27 protein-coding genes are annotated in these 15,429 nt (G+C 46.2%); all 27 read left to right on the plus strand.

From position 1 onward, the window contains the following. Positions 1-51 precede the first annotated feature (51 nt). The 27 genes from rnr to rpsK all read left to right on the plus strand — a co-directional run bounded on the left by rnr (position 52) and on the right by rpsK (position 15,413). Positions 52-2,496 carry a ribonuclease R gene (rnr, locus tag QTN94_RS08620; protein ID WP_331427450.1) on the plus strand — a complete coding sequence of 815 codons (2,445 nt, stop codon included), beginning with the start codon at positions 52-54 and terminating at the stop codon, positions 2,494-2,496. 21 nt (positions 2,497-2,517) lie between these two features. Next, positions 2,518-3,255 (plus strand): 23S rRNA (guanosine(2251)-2'-O)-methyltransferase RlmB, encoded by a 738-nt coding sequence (gene rlmB, locus QTN94_RS08625; RefSeq protein ID WP_138972776.1) that lies wholly within the window; start codon positions 2,518-2,520, stop codon positions 3,253-3,255. 580 nt (positions 3,256-3,835) lie between these two features. Continuing rightward, positions 3,836-4,147: a 30S ribosomal protein S10 gene (gene rpsJ, locus QTN94_RS08630; RefSeq protein WP_004410492.1), complete on the plus strand. Its 312-nt coding sequence runs from the start codon at positions 3,836-3,838 to the stop codon at positions 4,145-4,147. Between the two features lie 14 nt (positions 4,148-4,161). Next, complete coding sequence (gene rplC, locus QTN94_RS08635) at positions 4,162-4,791, plus strand: 50S ribosomal protein L3 (RefSeq protein WP_138972777.1); 630 nt, start codon at positions 4,162-4,164, stop codon at positions 4,789-4,791. Between the two features lie 17 nt (positions 4,792-4,808). Then, positions 4,809-5,411, plus strand: coding sequence for a 50S ribosomal protein L4 (rplD, locus tag QTN94_RS08640; RefSeq protein WP_138972778.1), 603 nt, complete (start codon positions 4,809-4,811; stop codon positions 5,409-5,411). Further along, positions 5,408-5,710, plus strand: coding sequence for a 50S ribosomal protein L23 (rplW, locus tag QTN94_RS08645; protein ID WP_093278415.1), 303 nt, complete (start codon positions 5,408-5,410; stop codon positions 5,708-5,710). The genes rplD and rplW overlap by 4 nt, the downstream gene beginning before the upstream one ends. A 16-nt stretch (positions 5,711-5,726) precedes the next feature. Then, positions 5,727-6,551: a 50S ribosomal protein L2 gene (gene rplB / locus QTN94_RS08650; protein WP_138972779.1), complete on the plus strand. Its 825-nt coding sequence runs from the start codon at positions 5,727-5,729 to the stop codon at positions 6,549-6,551. Between the two features lie 21 nt (positions 6,552-6,572). Continuing rightward, positions 6,573-6,851 carry a 30S ribosomal protein S19 gene (gene rpsS, locus QTN94_RS08655; protein WP_004745876.1) on the plus strand — a complete coding sequence of 93 codons (279 nt, stop codon included), beginning with the start codon at positions 6,573-6,575 and terminating at the stop codon, positions 6,849-6,851. A gap of 10 nt (positions 6,852-6,861) precedes the next feature. Then, positions 6,862-7,194: a 50S ribosomal protein L22 gene (rplV, locus tag QTN94_RS08660; protein WP_004410462.1), complete on the plus strand. Its 333-nt coding sequence runs from the start codon at positions 6,862-6,864 to the stop codon at positions 7,192-7,194. 19 nt (positions 7,195-7,213) lie between these two features. After that, entirely contained in the window at positions 7,214-7,912 is a 699-nt protein-coding gene (rpsC, locus tag QTN94_RS08665; RefSeq protein ID WP_114787361.1) for a 30S ribosomal protein S3, read from the plus strand. Positions 7,913-7,923: 11 nt separating this feature from the next. Next, positions 7,924-8,334, plus strand: a complete 411-nt coding sequence (gene rplP, locus QTN94_RS08670; RefSeq protein ID WP_005379577.1) for a 50S ribosomal protein L16 — start codon at positions 7,924-7,926, stop codon at positions 8,332-8,334. Further along, complete coding sequence (rpmC, locus tag QTN94_RS08675) at positions 8,334-8,525, plus strand: 50S ribosomal protein L29 (RefSeq protein ID WP_004410456.1); 192 nt, start codon at positions 8,334-8,336, stop codon at positions 8,523-8,525. Before rplP ends, rpmC begins: the two co-directional genes overlap by 1 nt. Next, positions 8,525-8,779 carry a 30S ribosomal protein S17 gene (gene rpsQ / locus QTN94_RS08680; RefSeq protein WP_138972780.1) on the plus strand — a complete coding sequence of 85 codons (255 nt, stop codon included), beginning with the start codon at positions 8,525-8,527 and terminating at the stop codon, positions 8,777-8,779. The genes rpmC and rpsQ overlap by 1 nt, the downstream gene beginning before the upstream one ends. 164 nt (positions 8,780-8,943) lie before the next feature. Further along, on the plus strand, positions 8,944-9,315 hold the full coding sequence (rplN, locus tag QTN94_RS08685) for a 50S ribosomal protein L14 (protein WP_004745883.1): 372 nt from the start codon (positions 8,944-8,946) through the stop codon (positions 9,313-9,315). Positions 9,316-9,328: 13 nt separating this feature from the next. Beyond that, positions 9,329-9,646: a 50S ribosomal protein L24 gene (gene rplX, locus QTN94_RS08690; protein WP_004745885.1), complete on the plus strand. Its 318-nt coding sequence runs from the start codon at positions 9,329-9,331 to the stop codon at positions 9,644-9,646. A gap of 23 nt (positions 9,647-9,669) precedes the next feature. After that, on the plus strand, positions 9,670-10,209 hold the full coding sequence (gene rplE / locus QTN94_RS08695; protein WP_331427451.1) for a 50S ribosomal protein L5: 540 nt from the start codon (positions 9,670-9,672) through the stop codon (positions 10,207-10,209). A 17-nt stretch (positions 10,210-10,226) separates the two neighbouring features. Further along, the gene (rpsN, locus tag QTN94_RS08700) at positions 10,227-10,532 is read left to right on the plus strand and encodes a 30S ribosomal protein S14 (protein WP_004745888.1); all 306 of its coding nucleotides are present in this window, start codon (positions 10,227-10,229) and stop codon (positions 10,530-10,532) included. Positions 10,533-10,561: 29 nt separating this feature from the next. Beyond that, positions 10,562-10,954: a 30S ribosomal protein S8 gene (gene rpsH / locus QTN94_RS08705; RefSeq protein WP_006878391.1), complete on the plus strand. Its 393-nt coding sequence runs from the start codon at positions 10,562-10,564 to the stop codon at positions 10,952-10,954. 12 nt (positions 10,955-10,966) lie between these two features. Then, positions 10,967-11,500, plus strand: coding sequence for a 50S ribosomal protein L6 (gene rplF / locus QTN94_RS08710; RefSeq protein ID WP_269377108.1), 534 nt, complete (start codon positions 10,967-10,969; stop codon positions 11,498-11,500). Between the two features lie 9 nt (positions 11,501-11,509). Beyond that, on the plus strand, positions 11,510-11,863 hold the full coding sequence (gene rplR, locus QTN94_RS08715; RefSeq protein WP_038175185.1) for a 50S ribosomal protein L18: 354 nt from the start codon (positions 11,510-11,512) through the stop codon (positions 11,861-11,863). A 14-nt stretch (positions 11,864-11,877) separates the two neighbouring features. After that, positions 11,878-12,381 (plus strand): 30S ribosomal protein S5, encoded by a 504-nt coding sequence (gene rpsE / locus QTN94_RS08720; RefSeq protein ID WP_138972783.1) that lies wholly within the window; start codon positions 11,878-11,880, stop codon positions 12,379-12,381. Between the two features lie 7 nt (positions 12,382-12,388). Next, positions 12,389-12,565, plus strand: coding sequence for a 50S ribosomal protein L30 (gene rpmD, locus QTN94_RS08725; protein ID WP_000201159.1), 177 nt, complete (start codon positions 12,389-12,391; stop codon positions 12,563-12,565). Positions 12,566-12,570: 5 nt separating this feature from the next. Next, a complete protein-coding gene (rplO, locus tag QTN94_RS08730) occupies positions 12,571-13,005 on the plus strand; it encodes a 50S ribosomal protein L15 (protein ID WP_138972784.1) in 435 nt (144 codons plus the stop codon). Between the two features lie 20 nt (positions 13,006-13,025). Next, the gene (gene secY, locus QTN94_RS08735) at positions 13,026-14,360 is read left to right on the plus strand and encodes a preprotein translocase subunit SecY (RefSeq protein ID WP_004410423.1); all 1,335 of its coding nucleotides are present in this window, start codon (positions 13,026-13,028) and stop codon (positions 14,358-14,360) included. 27 nt (positions 14,361-14,387) lie between these two features. Continuing rightward, positions 14,388-14,501: a 50S ribosomal protein L36 gene (gene rpmJ, locus QTN94_RS08740; RefSeq protein WP_000868186.1), complete on the plus strand. Its 114-nt coding sequence runs from the start codon at positions 14,388-14,390 to the stop codon at positions 14,499-14,501. A 147-nt stretch (positions 14,502-14,648) separates the two neighbouring features. After that, positions 14,649-15,005, plus strand: a complete 357-nt coding sequence (gene rpsM, locus QTN94_RS08745) for a 30S ribosomal protein S13 (protein ID WP_005450559.1) — start codon at positions 14,649-14,651, stop codon at positions 15,003-15,005. Between the two features lie 18 nt (positions 15,006-15,023). After that, entirely contained in the window at positions 15,024-15,413 is a 390-nt protein-coding gene (gene rpsK / locus QTN94_RS08750; RefSeq protein WP_001118870.1) for a 30S ribosomal protein S11, read from the plus strand. Positions 15,414-15,429 lie beyond the last annotated feature (16 nt).

Below are 15,429 nucleotides of genomic sequence, written 5' to 3' on the forward strand. Positions count from 1 at the left end.
CAGTGAGTCAGATATACTAGATTTAAATTCCTTCCTTTATTAGGCGCGCCTATGTCAGACATTATTCCTAACGACCCATTTGCAGATCGTGAGTCGGAGAACTACGAAAACCCAATCCTAAGCCGAGAGTTTATTCTTGAGTTTTTGCATCAAGCGGGTGTTCCCATGAACCGCAATGATCTATTTGACGCATTGCAGTTGAATGGAGAAGAGCACTATGAAGGTCTGCGTCGTAGACTGCGTGCGATGGAGCGTGATGGACAACTGGTCTTTACGCGTCGTCAGTGCTACGCCTTGCCAGAAAAACTGGAGATGGTGAAGGGCTACGTAATTGGCCACAAAGATGGTCATGGTTGGGTTCGTCCAGAAGGCAGTGTGGGCAAGGATAATGATATTGTTCTGCCTCATCACCAAATGAAAAATATCATCCACGGTGATTATGTACTGGTTCAGCCAACAGAAAACTCTAAGCGCGGACGTAAGGAAGGTCGGTTAGTTCGCGTTTTAGAAGAGCGTCAGACACAAATAGTAGGACGTTTCTTTATGGAATATGGCTACTCATATGTTGTGCCTGATGACTCTCGAATCTCACAGGACATTCTGATCCCGAACGATTTACGTGCAGGTGCACGTATGGGTAATGTCGTTGTTATCGAGATCACCGATCGCGGAACGCGCTCACGAGGTATGATGGGTAAGGTTATTGAAGTACTTGGCGAAAACATGGCGCCGGGTATGGAGACACAAATTGCGATTCGTACACATCAGATCCCTCACGAATGGCCTGAGGCTGTTGATAAGCAGATTGCCAACTTAGGCGAAGAAGTGCCTGAAGAAGCCAAAGTAGGGCGTGTTGACCTCCGTGAGCTGCCACTCGTGACAATCGATGGCGAAGATGCGCGTGACTTCGATGATGCCGTTTACTGTGAAGCGAAAAAAGGTGGCGGTTGGCGTTTATGGGTCGCCATCGCAGATGTGAGCTACTACGTAAGACCAGATACCGCTTTAGATAAAGAAGCAACAAATCGTGGTAACTCAGTTTACTTCCCATCGCAAGTTGTACCTATGTTGCCAGAAGTACTGTCAAATGGTCTCTGTTCACTTAACCCACAGGTTGACCGCTTGTGTATGGTGTGTGAAATGACAATATCAGAGTCCGGTAAGCTGTCGGGCTACAAACACTACGAAGCGGTGATGAACTCTCATGCTCGTCTGACTTACAGCAAGGTGCATGACATTCTTGAGGGAAATGAAGAACTACGAACTCGTTATGAGCCATTAGTTCCTCACCTAGAAGAACTGCACAAAATGTATAAAGTTCTGAAACGCGCTCGCGATAACCGTGGTGCGATTGAATTCGAAACGGTAGAAACCAAGTTCATTTTCAATGCGGAGCGCAAGATTGAGAGTATTGAGCCCGTCATTCGTAACGATGCGCATAAGCTCATCGAGGAATGCATGATTTTGGCAAACATCGCGTCAGCATCTTTGGTTGAGAAAGCAAAAGAAGCTGCACTGTATCGTATTCATGAATCTCCAGGTGAGCTTCGCCTACAAGGTTTCCGCGATTTCTTAGGCGAGTTGGGCTTGCACCTCAATGGTGGTTTGGAGCCTTCACCAACAGACTATGCTGATCTGGTTAAACAGATTGCTGAGCGTCAAGACAGGGAGCTCATTCAAACCATGTTGCTTCGTTCAATGAAGCAAGCGGTGTACAACGCGGATAACTGTGGCCACTTCGGTTTGGCACTGAAACGTTACGCGCATTTTACCTCTCCTATTCGTCGCTACCCAGACTTATTGTTACATCGTGCAATCAAGTATCTCATCGCGAAAGAAGAGGGGCGTAATCAAGACCGTTGGACACCGACAGGGGGATACCACTACTCATTCGATGATATGGATTTTTACGGTGAGCAGTGTTCGATGACAGAGCGACGAGCTGACGATGCGACTCGTGAAGTCTCTGATTGGCTGAAATGTGAATACATGCAAGATCACGTCGGTGAAGAGCTAGAAGGCGTTATTGCCAATGTTACCAGTTTTGGATTCTTTGTTCGTTTAACGGATTTGCACATTGATGGTTTAGTGCATATTTCGGCACTTGCTAATGATTACTACCAATTTGATCCGATCGGTCAAAGACTTATCGGTGAAAGCTTTGGTGCGATTTATCGCTTGGGTGATGCGGTCAAAGTGAAAGTCCTGTCGGTCAATCTGGATGACAGACAAATAGACTTTGAATTAGTAGAAACAAGTCGTAAGCTACGCGGCGAAGGAAAGACGGCCAAGAAACGTGTCGCAGAGGCAAAGAGAAAAGCCAAAGAGAAAAAACGTGTTGCGACCAAGGGTGGACGAGCGGCGGCTGAAGTCGAGCCGACTAAGCGACCTGAACCTAAAGAGGCAGCGAAAAAGCCTAAGGTGACAAAAGCTCGCAAGAAGAAAGCTGGCAATAAGCCGAAGAAGACCAAACGTAGCAAAAAAGCAGCACAGTGAACTAAACGAACAGGTTTTTAAATGAGTAACGAATATATTTACGGTATTCACGCAGTTAAAGCAGTACTAAGTCGTGAACCAGAGCGCTTTATTGAAGCGTTTGTGCTTAAAGGTCGCCAAGACGATCGCCTGATGCCGATCCTCAATGAACTTAACGTGTGTGGTGTTTCGATCCAACAGATGACGCGCAAAACATTGGACGAAAAAGCGAGTGGGGCAAACCACCAAGGTATTATGGCTCGTGTTAAGCCAGCGAAACAGCTCAACGAACATGACCTTGATGACATCCTTGCTCAACACGAAGCCCCGCTTTTATTGGTGTTAGATGGTGTCACTGATCCGCATAACCTAGGTGCTTGTTTGCGTAATGCTGACGCGGCTGGCGTGGCTGCGGTGATTGTGCCTAAAGACCGCTCTGCCAACATTACGGCGACAGTAAGTAAAGTGGCTTGTGGTGCGGCTGAAATGGTACCGCTAGTTCGAGTTACAAACCTCGCTCGTACAATGCGTACGCTACAAGAGCAGGGCATTTGGTTTGTAGGCACTGCGGGTGAAGCGACTCATGACATTTATCAAGCGAAACTGACTGGCCCACTTGCTATTGTTATGGGGGCTGAGGGTGACGGCATGCGCCGACTAACGCGCGAAACCTGTGATGACCTGATTAAAATCCCTATGGCCGGAACCGTTTCAAGCTTGAACGTATCAGTTGCTTCAGGCATTTGTTTGTTTGAAGCGGTACGCCAGAGACTCGCATAGCGAGAGACTAGAACGCTTCGCTCCGAGAGCGGGCTTCGTCCTTCGAGAGGAACTTGTGGTGAGCGAGTCGAAAGTTGCAGGCAGTGCAGGCTAGTCTCTCAGTCTAATTGTCTGAATTTAAAAGAAAAGGGTTGACCCGCACTGTCAACCCTTCAAAACTTTCTCGCATCTCGCATCTCGCATCTCGCATCTCGCATCTCGCATCTCGCATCTCGCATCTCTTCCCCCCGTTTATTTTTCACCCAGCACTTGCAAGTAAAACTGTGATCTGTATAATGCAGCGCACTGGTTAAGCCAGTTGTGAACCAATGAGCAGCGAGGAGCTGACTTATCTTATTGATTTGTCAGGTAATGTAAACTCAGCTTATGTTCGCGGTTAATACAATTAGCTATCTATTCTTCGGAATAACTATTCCCAGAGGTGACTCTGACATGTAGGGATGGTTGATCGAAAATTAACTGACAATGCGTCCTAATCTTGGATGCTACGGTTTCACATAAATCAATCGGCATTCTCTCGTTTTAACGAGTCTGAGTGGCGATATTGTTTGTGTAATTTTTAATATTGGAGCTCTGTCTCATGCAGAACCAACGTATCCGTATCCGCCTAAAAGCTTTCGATTACAAACTAATCGATGCTTCTACAGCGGAAATCGTTGAAACAGCTAAGCGCACTGGCGCACAGGTTCGTGGTCCAATCCCACTGCCTACTCGTAAAGAGCGTTTCACAGTTCTTATCTCTCCACACGTTAACAAGAAAGCACGTGACCAGTACGAAATCCGTACTCACAAGCGTCTAATCGACATCGTTGAGCCAACAGACAAAACTGTTGATGCTCTAATGCGTCTAGACCTTGCTGCGGGCGTTGACGTTCAAATTAGCCTAGGTTAAGGGAGATTAGAAGAATGATTGGTCTAATCGGTCGTAAAGTGGGCATGACCCGCGTATTTACTGAAGAAGGCGTTTCTATCCCAGTAACAGTTGTTGAGGTTGAAGCTAACCGTGTTTCTCAAGTTAAAACTCTTGAGACAGATGGCTACGCAGCAATCCAGGTTACTACTGGTGCTAAGAAAGCTAACCGCGTAACTAAACCAGAAGCAGGTCACTTTGCTAAAGCAGGTGTTGAAGCTGGTCGTGGTCTTTGGGAATTCCGTTTGGAAAACGGTGAAGAGTTTGCAGTTGGCGCTGAGCTAACAGTTGAACTATTCAACGATACTAAGAAAGTAGACGTTACTGGTACATCTAAAGGTAAAGGTTTCCAAGGCGCTGTTAAGCGTTGGAACTTCCGCACTCAAGATGCTACTCACGGTAACTCATTGTCTCACCGTGCTCCTGGTTCTATCGGTCAATGTCAGACTCCAGGTCGCGTATTTAAAGGCAAGAAAATGGCAGGTCACATGGGTGCTGAGCGTGTAACGACTCAAAACCTAGAGATCGTACGTGTTGACGCTGAGCGCAACCTGCTTCTTATTAAAGGTGCAGTCCCAGGCGCAACTGGCGGCAACGTGATCGTTAAACCAGCTGTTAAAGCATAACGTCTCAGGAGTAAGTAATGGAACTAATGGTTAAAGGTGCTGATGCACTAACTGTTTCCGAAACTACTTTCGGACGTGAGTTTAACGAAGCTCTTGTACACCAAGTAGTTGTTGCATACGCAGCAGGTGCTCGTCAAGGTACACGTGCTCAGAAAACACGTTCTGAAGTATCTGGCGGTGGCGCTAAGCCATGGCGTCAAAAAGGTACTGGCCGTGCTCGTGCTGGTACAATTCGTAGCCCAATCTGGCGTACAGGTGGTGTTACTTTTGCTGCGAAACCACAAGATCACAGCCAAAAAGTAAACAAGAAAATGTACCGTGGTGCTATGAAGAGCATTCTTTCTGAGCTAGTTCGTCAAGAGCGTCTAATCGTTGTTGATAACTTCTCAGTAGAAGCACCAAAAACTAAAGAGCTTGTAGCTAAGCTGAAAGAGCTTGAGCTAACAGACGCTCTAATCGTGACTAGCGAAGTAGATGAAAATCTATTCCTAGCTGCTCGTAACCTATACAAAGTTGACGCACGTGACGTAGCTGGTATCGACCCAGTGTCTCTAATCGCGTTCGACAAAGTTGTAATGACTGCAGACGCAGTTAAGCAAGTTGAGGAGATGCTAGCATGATCACTGAAGAGCGTATCCTAAAAGTTCTACGTGCACCGCACATCTCTGAAAAAGCAACTATGGCAGCTGAGAAAGCGAACACTATCGTTTTCAAAGTAGCTAAAGATGCAACTAAAAAAGAGATCAAAGCAGCTGTAGAAAAGCTATTTGAAGTTGAAGTTAAGTCTGTAAATACTCTTATCAATAAGGGTAAGACCAAACGTCAAGGTCTACGCCAAGGTCGCCGCAGCGACGTTAAGAAAGCGTACGTTACTTTGAAAGAAGGTCAAGATCTTGACTTCGTTGGCGGCGCGGAATAACAGGAGTAGTTGAGAAATGGCTATTGTTAAATGTAAGCCGACTTCCCCTGGTCGTCGTCACGTTGTTAAAGTTGTTAACGCTGACCTACACAAGGGCAAGCCATACGCACCTCTTCTAGAGAAAAACTCTAAGAATGGTGGTCGTAACAACAACGGTCGTATTACAGTACGTCACATCGGCGGTGGTCACAAGCACCACTACCGTGTAATTGACTTCAAACGTACTAAAGACGGTATCCCAGCGAAAGTTGAGCGTCTAGAATACGATCCAAACCGTAGCGCTAACATCGCTCTAGTTCTGTACGCAGACGGTGAGCGTCGTTACATCCTAGCACCTAAAGGTGTTCAAGCTGGTGATGCTATCCAGTCTGGTGTTGATGCACCAATCAAAGCTGGTAACACTCTACCAATGCGTAACATCCCAGTAGGTTCAACAGTACACAACGTTGAACTAAAACCTGGTAAAGGTGGTCAGCTAGCTCGTTCGGCTGGTGCATATGCTCAAATCGTTGCTCGCGACGGTGCATACGTAACTATCCGTCTACGTTCTGGCGAAATGCGCAAAGTACTATCTGAAGGCCGTGCAACAATCGGTGAAGTTGGTAACTCTGAGCACATGCTACGTGAACTTGGTAAAGCTGGTGCTAACCGCTGGCGCGGTGTTCGTCCAACCGTTCGTGGTGTTGTGATGAACCCAGTAGACCACCCACACGGTGGTGGTGAAGGCCGTACTTCTGGTGGTCGTCACCCAGTTTCACCATGGGGTCAGCCAACTAAAGGCTTCAAGACTCGTAAGAACAAACGCACTGACAAGTACATCGTACGTCGTCGTAACAAGTAATCTATTTAAAGAGGAATCGCCATGCCACGTTCTCTCAAGAAAGGTCCATTTATTGACCTACACTTGCTGAAGAAGGTAGAGAAAGCGGTGGAAAGCGGAGACAAAAAGCCTATTAAGACTTGGTCCCGTCGTTCAATGATCATCCCTACGATGATCGGTTTGACCATCGCTGTCCATAATGGTCGTCAGCACGTACCAGTATTCGTAACCGAAGAAATGATCGGTCACAAACTGGGTGAATTCGCACCAACACGTACTTACCGCGGCCATGTCGTGGATAAGAAAGCTAAGAAGCGTTAAGGAGTAGATGATGGAAGCACTAGCTAAACATAACTTTGCTCGCATTTCGCCTCAGAAAGCTCGCTTAGTTGCGGACCAAATTCGTGGAAAATCTGTAGACCAGGCTCTAGAAATCCTGACTTTCAGCAACAAAAAAGCTGCTGAACTGATCAAGAAAGTTCTTGAGTCAGCTATCGCTAACGCGGAGCACAATGAAGGCGCAGATATTGACGATCTAAATGTCGCAAAAATCTTCGTAGATGAAGGCCCAATCATGAAGCGTATTATGCCTCGTGCTAAAGGTCGTGCGGATCGTATCTTGAAGCGTTCAAGCCACATCACTGTTGTTGTAGCAGATCGCTAAGAGACTAGGAGAGTAAGCAATGGGTCAAAAAGTACATCCTAATGGTATTCGTTTAGGCATCGTTAAGCCTTGGAATGCTACATGGTTTGCTAACACCAAAGAATTCGCTGACAACCTAGACGGCGACTTCAAGGTACGTCAGTTCCTTACAAGTGAACTGAAAAAAGCATCACTTTCACGCATCGTTATCGAGCGTCCTGCTAAGAGCATCCGTGTGACTATTCACACTGCTCGTCCAGGCGTAGTAATCGGTAAGAAAGGTGAAGACGTAGAAAAACTACGTGCAGCTGTAGCTAAAATCGCAGGTGTACCAGCGCAAATTAACATCGCTGAAGTACGTAAACCTGAGTTAGATGCACAGCTTGTTGGTGATAGCATCGCGTCTCAGCTAGAGCGTCGTGTTATGTTCCGTCGTGCTATGAAGCGCGCGGTACAAAACGCTATGCGTCTAGGCGCTAAAGGCATCAAAGTAGAAGTAAGCGGTCGTCTAGGCGGCGCTGAAATCGCACGTTCTGAGTGGTACCGTGAAGGTCGTGTACCTCTACACACTCTACGTGCTGACATTGATTACGCAACTTCTTCGGCTCACACCCAATACGGTGTGATCGGCATTAAAGTTTGGATCTTCAAAGGTGAGATTCTAGGCGGTATGCCAGCAGCTAACGCTGTAGAGCCTAAAGGCGATAAGCCTAAGAAGCAGCGCAAAGGCCGTAAGTAAGGAGTCGACAGATGCTACAACCTAAACGTACTAAGTTCCGTAAGGTTCAGACTGGTCGTAACCGTGGTCTAGCTAAAGGTACTGATGTAAGCTTCGGCGAATTCGGTCTTAAAGCTGTAGGCCGTGGTCGTCTAACTGCTCGTCAAATCGAAGCGGCACGTCGTGCAATGACACGTCACGTTAAGCGTCAAGGTAAAATCTGGATCCGTGTGTTCCCAGACAAACCTATCACAGAAAAACCACTTGAAGTTCGTCAAGGTAAGGGTAAAGGTAACGTTGAGTACTGGGTAGCCCAAATCCAACCTGGTAAGGTTATGTACGAAATGGGTGGTGTACCTGAAGAATTGGCTCGTGAAGCGTTCCGTCTAGCGGCTCGCAAACTGCCATTCAAAACTACATTTGTAACTAAGCAGGTGATGTGATGAAAGCACAAGATCTACGCGAGAAAAGCGTTGAAGAGCTTAACGCTGAGCTATTGAATTTGCTACGCGAACAGTTCAACTTGCGCATGCAAGCTGCAACTGGTCAGCTACAGCAAACTCATACTCTGAAAGCTGTACGCCGTGATATCGCACGTGTGAAAACTGTTTTGACTGAGAAGGCAGGCGCATAATGAGCGAAGTAAAACGTACTCAACAAGGTCGTGTAGTTAGCGACAAGATGGACAAGTCTATCGTTGTTGCTATCGAACGCATGGTTAAACACCCAATTTACGGTAAATTCGTAAAGCGTACGACTAAAGTACACGCACATGACGAAAACAACGAATGTGGCCTAGGCGACAAAGTTGAAATCGCAGAGTGTCGTCCACTGTCTAAGACTAAGTCTTGGACTTTGGTAAAAGTTCTAGAAAAAGTGAAAGGTTAATCCTTAGCTAATTCTATGAAATTAAACGGCTCCAAAATTATTTTGGGGCCGTTTATTTTTTGACTACCCAATCACAAAAAAGGGTGGTACAATTCGCGTCCCTTTTAAAGAGGCAGCCCGACCCGTGATGGGTCTAGTTATTAATATTTAGCGGAGCACTAACAATGATCCAAATGCAAAGTACACTTGACGCAGCTGATAACTCTGGCGCGCGCAAGGTAATGTGTATTAAGGTCCTGGGTGGCTCACACCGCCGTTATGCACATATCGGTGACGTCATCAAAGTTACTGTGAAGGAAGCTATTCCTCGCGGTAAAGTTAAGAAAGGTGATGTTCTGAAGGCGGTTGTCGTGCGCACTCGCAAAGGCGTTCGTCGTCCAGACGGTTCTGTCATTCGCTTCGACCGTAATGCTTGTGTATTGCTTAATGACAATACTGAGCAACCTATCGGTACACGTATCTTTGGCCCTGTGACACGTGAGCTTCGTGGCGATAAGTTCATGAAGATCGTTTCACTGGCTCCAGAAGTTCTGTAAGGAGCACGTAGAAATGGCAGCTAAAATCCGTCGTAATGACGAAGTAATCGTTCTTGCTGGTAAAGACAAAGGCAAGAAAGGTAAAGTAACTAAGGTTCTAGCAACTGGTAAAGTTATCGTTGAAGGTATCAACCTTGTTAAGAAGCACCAAAAGCCGGTTCCGGCTCTAGGTCAACAAGGTGGCATCGTTGAACAAGAAGCAGCTATTGATGCTTCTAACGTTGCAATCTTTAACGCAGCTACTGGTAAAGCTGACCGTATCGGTTTCCGTTTTGAAGATGGTAAGAAAGTTCGTTTCTTTAAGTCTAACAACGAAATCGTTTCTAACTAATAGAAGTAATTTGGAGTTCTACTATGGCGAAACTGCATGATTACTACAAGTCGTCTGTAGTCGCTGAACTGACCAAACAGTTTAGCTACACAAGCGTCATGCAAGTCCCTAGAATCGAGAAAATCACCCTAAACATGGGTGTTGGTGAAGCAATCAACGATAAGAAACTGCTAGAAAACGCAACTGCTGATATGGCAACGATCTCTGGTCAAAAGCCACTTATCACTAAAGCGCGTAAATCTGTTGCAGGTTTCAAAATCCGTGAAGGCTACCCTATCGGTTGTAAAGTAACCTTGCGTGGCGAACGTATGTGGGATTTTCTTGAGCGTTTAATTTCAATCGCTCTTCCACGTGTACGTGACTTCCGTGGCGTTAGCGCTAAGTCTTTTGACGGACGCGGTAACTACAGCATGGGCGTTCGCGAGCAAATCATCTTCCCGGAAATCGACTTTGATAAAGTTGATCGAGTACGCGGTCTAGACATCACTATTACGACGTCTGCTGGTACTGATGAGGAAGGCCGTGCTCTGCTGGCTGCCTTTAACTTCCCATTCCGTAAGTAAGGTGAAGGGTTACTGTTATGGCTAAAAATTCAATGAAAGCACGTGAAGCAAAACGTGCGAAGCTTGTAGCTAAGTTCGCTGAAAAGCGTTCAGCGCTTAAAGCTATCATTAGCGATGTAAACGCATCAGAAGAAGATCGTTGGAATGCGGTTCTTAAACTGCAATCTCTTCCACGTGATTCAAGTGCATCACGTCAGCGCAACCGTTGCAACCAAACTGGTCGTCCACACGGTTACCTACGTAAGTTCGGTCTAAGCCGTATTAAGGTTCGTGAAGCTTGCATGAAAGGCGAGATTCCGGGTCTTCGTAAGGCTAGCTGGTAATTGCCACTTAATCATTTGGAGTAAATCATATGAGCATGCAAGATCCGATTTCGGATATGCTGACCCGCGTTCGTAACGGTCAGGCAGCAAACAAAGTTGCTGTTAAAATGCCTTCTTCAAAGCTTAAAGTTGCAATTGCTGCACTACTAAAAGCTGAAGGTTACATCACTGATTTCGCTGTTGAAGGCGAAGTTAAACCTGAGCTTGAAGTTACTCTTAAGTACTTCCAAGCTAAACCAGTAATCGAGCAACTTAAACGTGTTTCTCGTCCAGGTCTACGTGTTTACAAGAAGAAAGATGAACTTCCTTCTGTAATGGGTGGTCTTGGTGTTGCTATCGTTTCAACTTCCAAGGGTCTTATGTCAGACCGTGCTGCACGTAAAGCAGGTCTTGGTGGTGAAATCATCTGCTACGTAGCGTAATAGGAGTAGAATATGTCTCGTGTTGCAAAAGCACCTGTCGCTATTCCAGCTGGCGTAGAGGTGAAACTAAACGGCCAAGAAATCACTGTAAAAGGTGCTAAAGGCGAACTATCTCGCGTTCTTAACGACGCAGTAGTTGTAGCTCAGGAAGAAAACAATCTTACTTTCGGTCCACGCGAAGGTGTAGTTAACGCATGGGCTCAAGCAGGTACTGCTCGCGCTCTAGTTAACAACATGGTTGTTGGCGTTACTGAAGGCTTTACTAAGAAGCTTACCCTTAAGGGTGTTGGTTACCGTGCTGCTATCAAAGGCAACGCTGTAGGTCTAACTCTAGGCTTCTCTCACCCTGTTGAGCATGAATTGCCAGAGGGTATTAAAGCTGAGTGTCCAAGCCAAACTGAAATCGTGATCACTGGTTGTGACAAACAACTTGTTGGTCAGGTTGCGGCTGACATTCGTTCTTACCGTGAGCCTGAACCTTACAAAGGTAAAGGTGTTCGTTACGCAGATGAAAATGTGCGTACTAAAGAAGCTAAGAAGAAGTAAGGTAACACTATGGATAAGAAAGCATCTCGCATCCGTCGTGCTACACGCGCACGTCGTAAGATTGCAGAACTGGGTGCAACTCGCCTAGTAGTACACCGTACTCCTCGTCACGTGTACGCTCAGGTTATTGCAGCTAACGGCTCTGAGGTTATCGCAGCAGCTTCTACTGTAGAAAAAGCGATCCGTGAGCAAGTTAAGAACACTGGTAACATCGATGCAGCTAAAGCAGTAGGTAAAGCTGTTGCTGAGCGCGCTCTTGAAAAAGGCGTAGAAGCAGTTGCATTTGATCGTTCTGGTTTCCAATACCACGGTCGAGTGGCGGCGCTAGCAGAATCTGCTCGCGAAGCTGGTCTGAAATTCTAAGGTAGGGTTGGAAGATGGCTAAAGAACAACAAGTTCAAGCGAATGATTTGCAAGAAAAGCTAATCGCAGTTAACCGCGTTTCTAAAACGGTTAAAGGTGGTCGAATCATGAGCTTTACTGCGCTAACAGTAGTTGGTGACGGTAACGGTCGTGTAGGTTTCGGTTACGGCAAAGCTCGTGAAGTACCTGCAGCGATCCAAAAAGCAATGGAAAAAGCTCGTCGTAACATGACTACGGTCGCGCTTAACGAAGGTACTCTTCACCACCCAGTGAAAGGTCGCCATTCGGGCTCTAAAGTTTACATGCAGCCTGCTGCTGAAGGTACTGGTGTTATCGCAGGTGGTGCGATGCGTGCAGTACTAGAAGTTGCTGGTGTACACAACGTTCTATCTAAAGCATACGGTTCTACGAACCCTATCAACATCGTTCGTGCTACGATCGATGCACTAGGTAGCATGAAGTCACCAGAGATGGTTGCTGCTAAACGTGGTCTAACTGTTGAATCTATTTCGGAGTAAGAACACCATGGCAACTATTAAAGTAACTCAAACTAAAAGCTCAATTGGTCGTCTACCTAAGCACAAAGCTACGCTTCGTGGTCTAGGTCTTCGTAAAATCAACCACACAGTAGAACTTGAAGATACTCCGTGCGTACGCGGTATGATCAACAAGGTTTACTACATGGTTAAAGTTGAGGAGTAATCAGAATGCGTTTGAATACTCTATCACCAGCTGCTGGTGCTAAGACTACTGCTAAACGTGTAGGTCGTGGTATCGGTTCTGGCCTAGGTAAAACTGGTGGCCGCGGCCACAAAGGTCAAAAGTCACGCTCTGGCGGCACTGTTCGTCCAGGTTTTGAAGGCGGTCAGATGCCTCTAAAACAACGTCTACCAAAATTCGGTTTCACTTCTCGTAAGAGCCTAGTGTCTGCTGAAGTTCGTCTAGCTGAGCTAGCGAAAGTAACTGGTGACGTAGTAGATCTAAACAGCCTTAAAGCTGCTAACGTTATCACTAAGAACATCGAATTCGTAAAAGTTGTTCTATCTGGTGAAATTAACAAAGCAGTGACTGTTAAAGGTCTACGTGTGACTAAAGGCGCTAAAGCTGCAATCGAAGCTGCAGGCGGTAAAATCGAGGAATAATCTCGAGGAACGAGGTACAGATGGCTAAGAAACCAGGACAAGATTTTCGTAGTGCTCAGAGCGGCTTAAGTGAACTAAAGTCGCGCTTATTATTCGTAATTGGTGCACTTTTAGTATTCCGAGCCGGCTCTTTCGTGCCGATTCCTGGTATTGACGCTGCTGTACTTGCCGATTTGTTCGAACAGCAAAAAGGTACCATCGTAGAAATGTTTAACATGTTCTCCGGTGGTGCTCTTGAGCGTGCATCTATATTAGCGTTGGGCATCATGCCGTATATTTCGGCATCTATTGTTGTCCAACTGCTAACTGTAGTTCATCCAGCGTTAGCTGAACTCAAAAAAGAGGGTGAAGCAGGCCGTCGTAAGATCAGCCAATACACACGCTACGGCACGCTTGTACTTGCAACATTCCAGGCTATAGGTATCGCAACAGGCCTACCGAACATGGTCGATAATCTGGTTGTTATCAACCAAACCATGTTTACGCTTATTGCTACCGTAAGTTTAGTAACCGGCACCATGTTCCTAATGTGGTTAGGTGAACAAATTACTGAGCGTGGAATTGGTAACGGTATTTCGTTACTTATCTTTGCAGGTATTGTTGCTGGATTGCCTTCTGCAATCGGTCAAACAATCGAGCAAGCGCGTCAAGGTGAATTGCATGTACTTCTTCTGTTGTTGATTGCTGTACTTGCTTTTGCAGTTATCTACTTCGTTGTTTTCATGGAGCGTGGTCAACGTCGAATCGTTGTAAACTACGCGAAGCGTCAACAAGGTCGTAAGGTATTTGCTGCACAAAGCACTCACTTGCCACTTAAAATTAATATGGCAGGTGTTATTCCAGCAATCTTTGCGTCAAGCATTATCCTGTTCCCAGGAACACTGGCTCAGTGGTTTGGTCAGAATGGTGAGAGCAGCGCGTTCGGTTGGTTAACTGACGTGTCTTTGGCTCTTAGCCCAGGTCAGCCTCTGTATGTAATGCTTTATGCAGCAGCGATAATTTTCTTCTGTTTCTTCTACACGGCGTTGGTATTCAACCCGCGTGAAACAGCAGATAACTTGAAGAAGTCAGGTGCATTCGTACCCGGCATCCGCCCAGGTGAGCAGACAGCTAAGTATATTGATAAAGTAATGACGCGTTTAACCCTTGCTGGTGCGCTTTACATTACCTTTATCTGTCTGATTCCGGAGTTCATGATGGTCGCGTGGAACGTACGTTTCTACTTCGGCGGTACATCGCTACTTATCGTAGTTGTTGTAATTATGGACTTTATGGCACAGGTACAGACTCATCTGATGTCTCAACAGTATGATTCTGTGTTGAAAAAGGCAAACCTAAAAGGCTACGGTCGTTAATTTAGGTTTCATTTACGGAGTTTAGCAATGAAAGTTCGTGCTTCCGTTAAAAAAATCTGCCGTAACTGTAAAGTTATCAAGCGTAACGGTGTCGTTCGCGTGATTTGCAGTGAGCCAAAGCACAAGCAGCGCCAAGGCTAATTAGCAGAAATTTTTACTTGAAATATAAGGTAGTGTCGAGTATATTCCTCGGCCTACCTTTTGCGTGCAAAAGAAGTAGTATTCCGCAGCGTATCCGAAACGGGCTTTGCTGCGGCTAATTCTTTTATGAAACACTAGGAGTGAATAATGGCCCGTATTGCAGGCATTAACATTCCTGATCAAAAACATGCTGTAATCGCACTAACTGCGATCTACGGCATCGGTAAGACTCGCTCTCAAGCTATCCTAGCTGAAGTGGGCATTGCTGAAGATGTTAAGATCAGTGAACTAACTGAAGAGCAGATCGATCAACTGCGTGATGGTGTAGCTAAGTACACTGTAGAAGGTGATCTACGTCGTGAAGTCTCAATGAACATCAAGCGTCTTATGGACCTTGGCTGTTACCGTGGTCTTCGTCATCGTCGCAGTCTACCACTACGTGGACAGCGTACTAAAACCAATGCTCGCACCCGTAAGGGTCCGCGTAAGCCGATCAAGAAATAATCGGGAAGGTAGAGTACAATGGCTAAACAACCAACTCGCGCTCGTAAGCGCGTACGCAAGCAAGTTGCAGATGGCGTTGCGCACATCCATGCTTCTTTCAATAACACAATCGTAACTATTACTGACCGTCAAGGTAACGCTCTAGCATGGGCTACTGCAGGTGGTTCAGGTTTCCGTGGTTCTCGTAAGTCTACTCCGTTCGCTGCACAGGTTGCTGCTGAGCGTTGTGCTGAAATGGCTAAAGAGTACGGTCTAAAGAACTTGGAAGTTATGGTTAAGGGTCCAGGTCCAGGTCGTGAATCTACTGTTCGCGCACTGAACGCTGCTGGTTTCCGCATCACAAACATCGTTGATGCTACACCAATCCCTCATAACGGTTGTCGTCCACCTAAGAAACGTCGTGTATAACGTTTTTTAGATTACT

Origin of the sequence: Vibrio sp. M250220 (assembly GCF_036533795.1) — a bacterium.
In the GTDB taxonomy this organism is placed as follows: domain Bacteria; phylum Pseudomonadota; class Gammaproteobacteria; order Enterobacterales; family Vibrionaceae; genus Vibrio.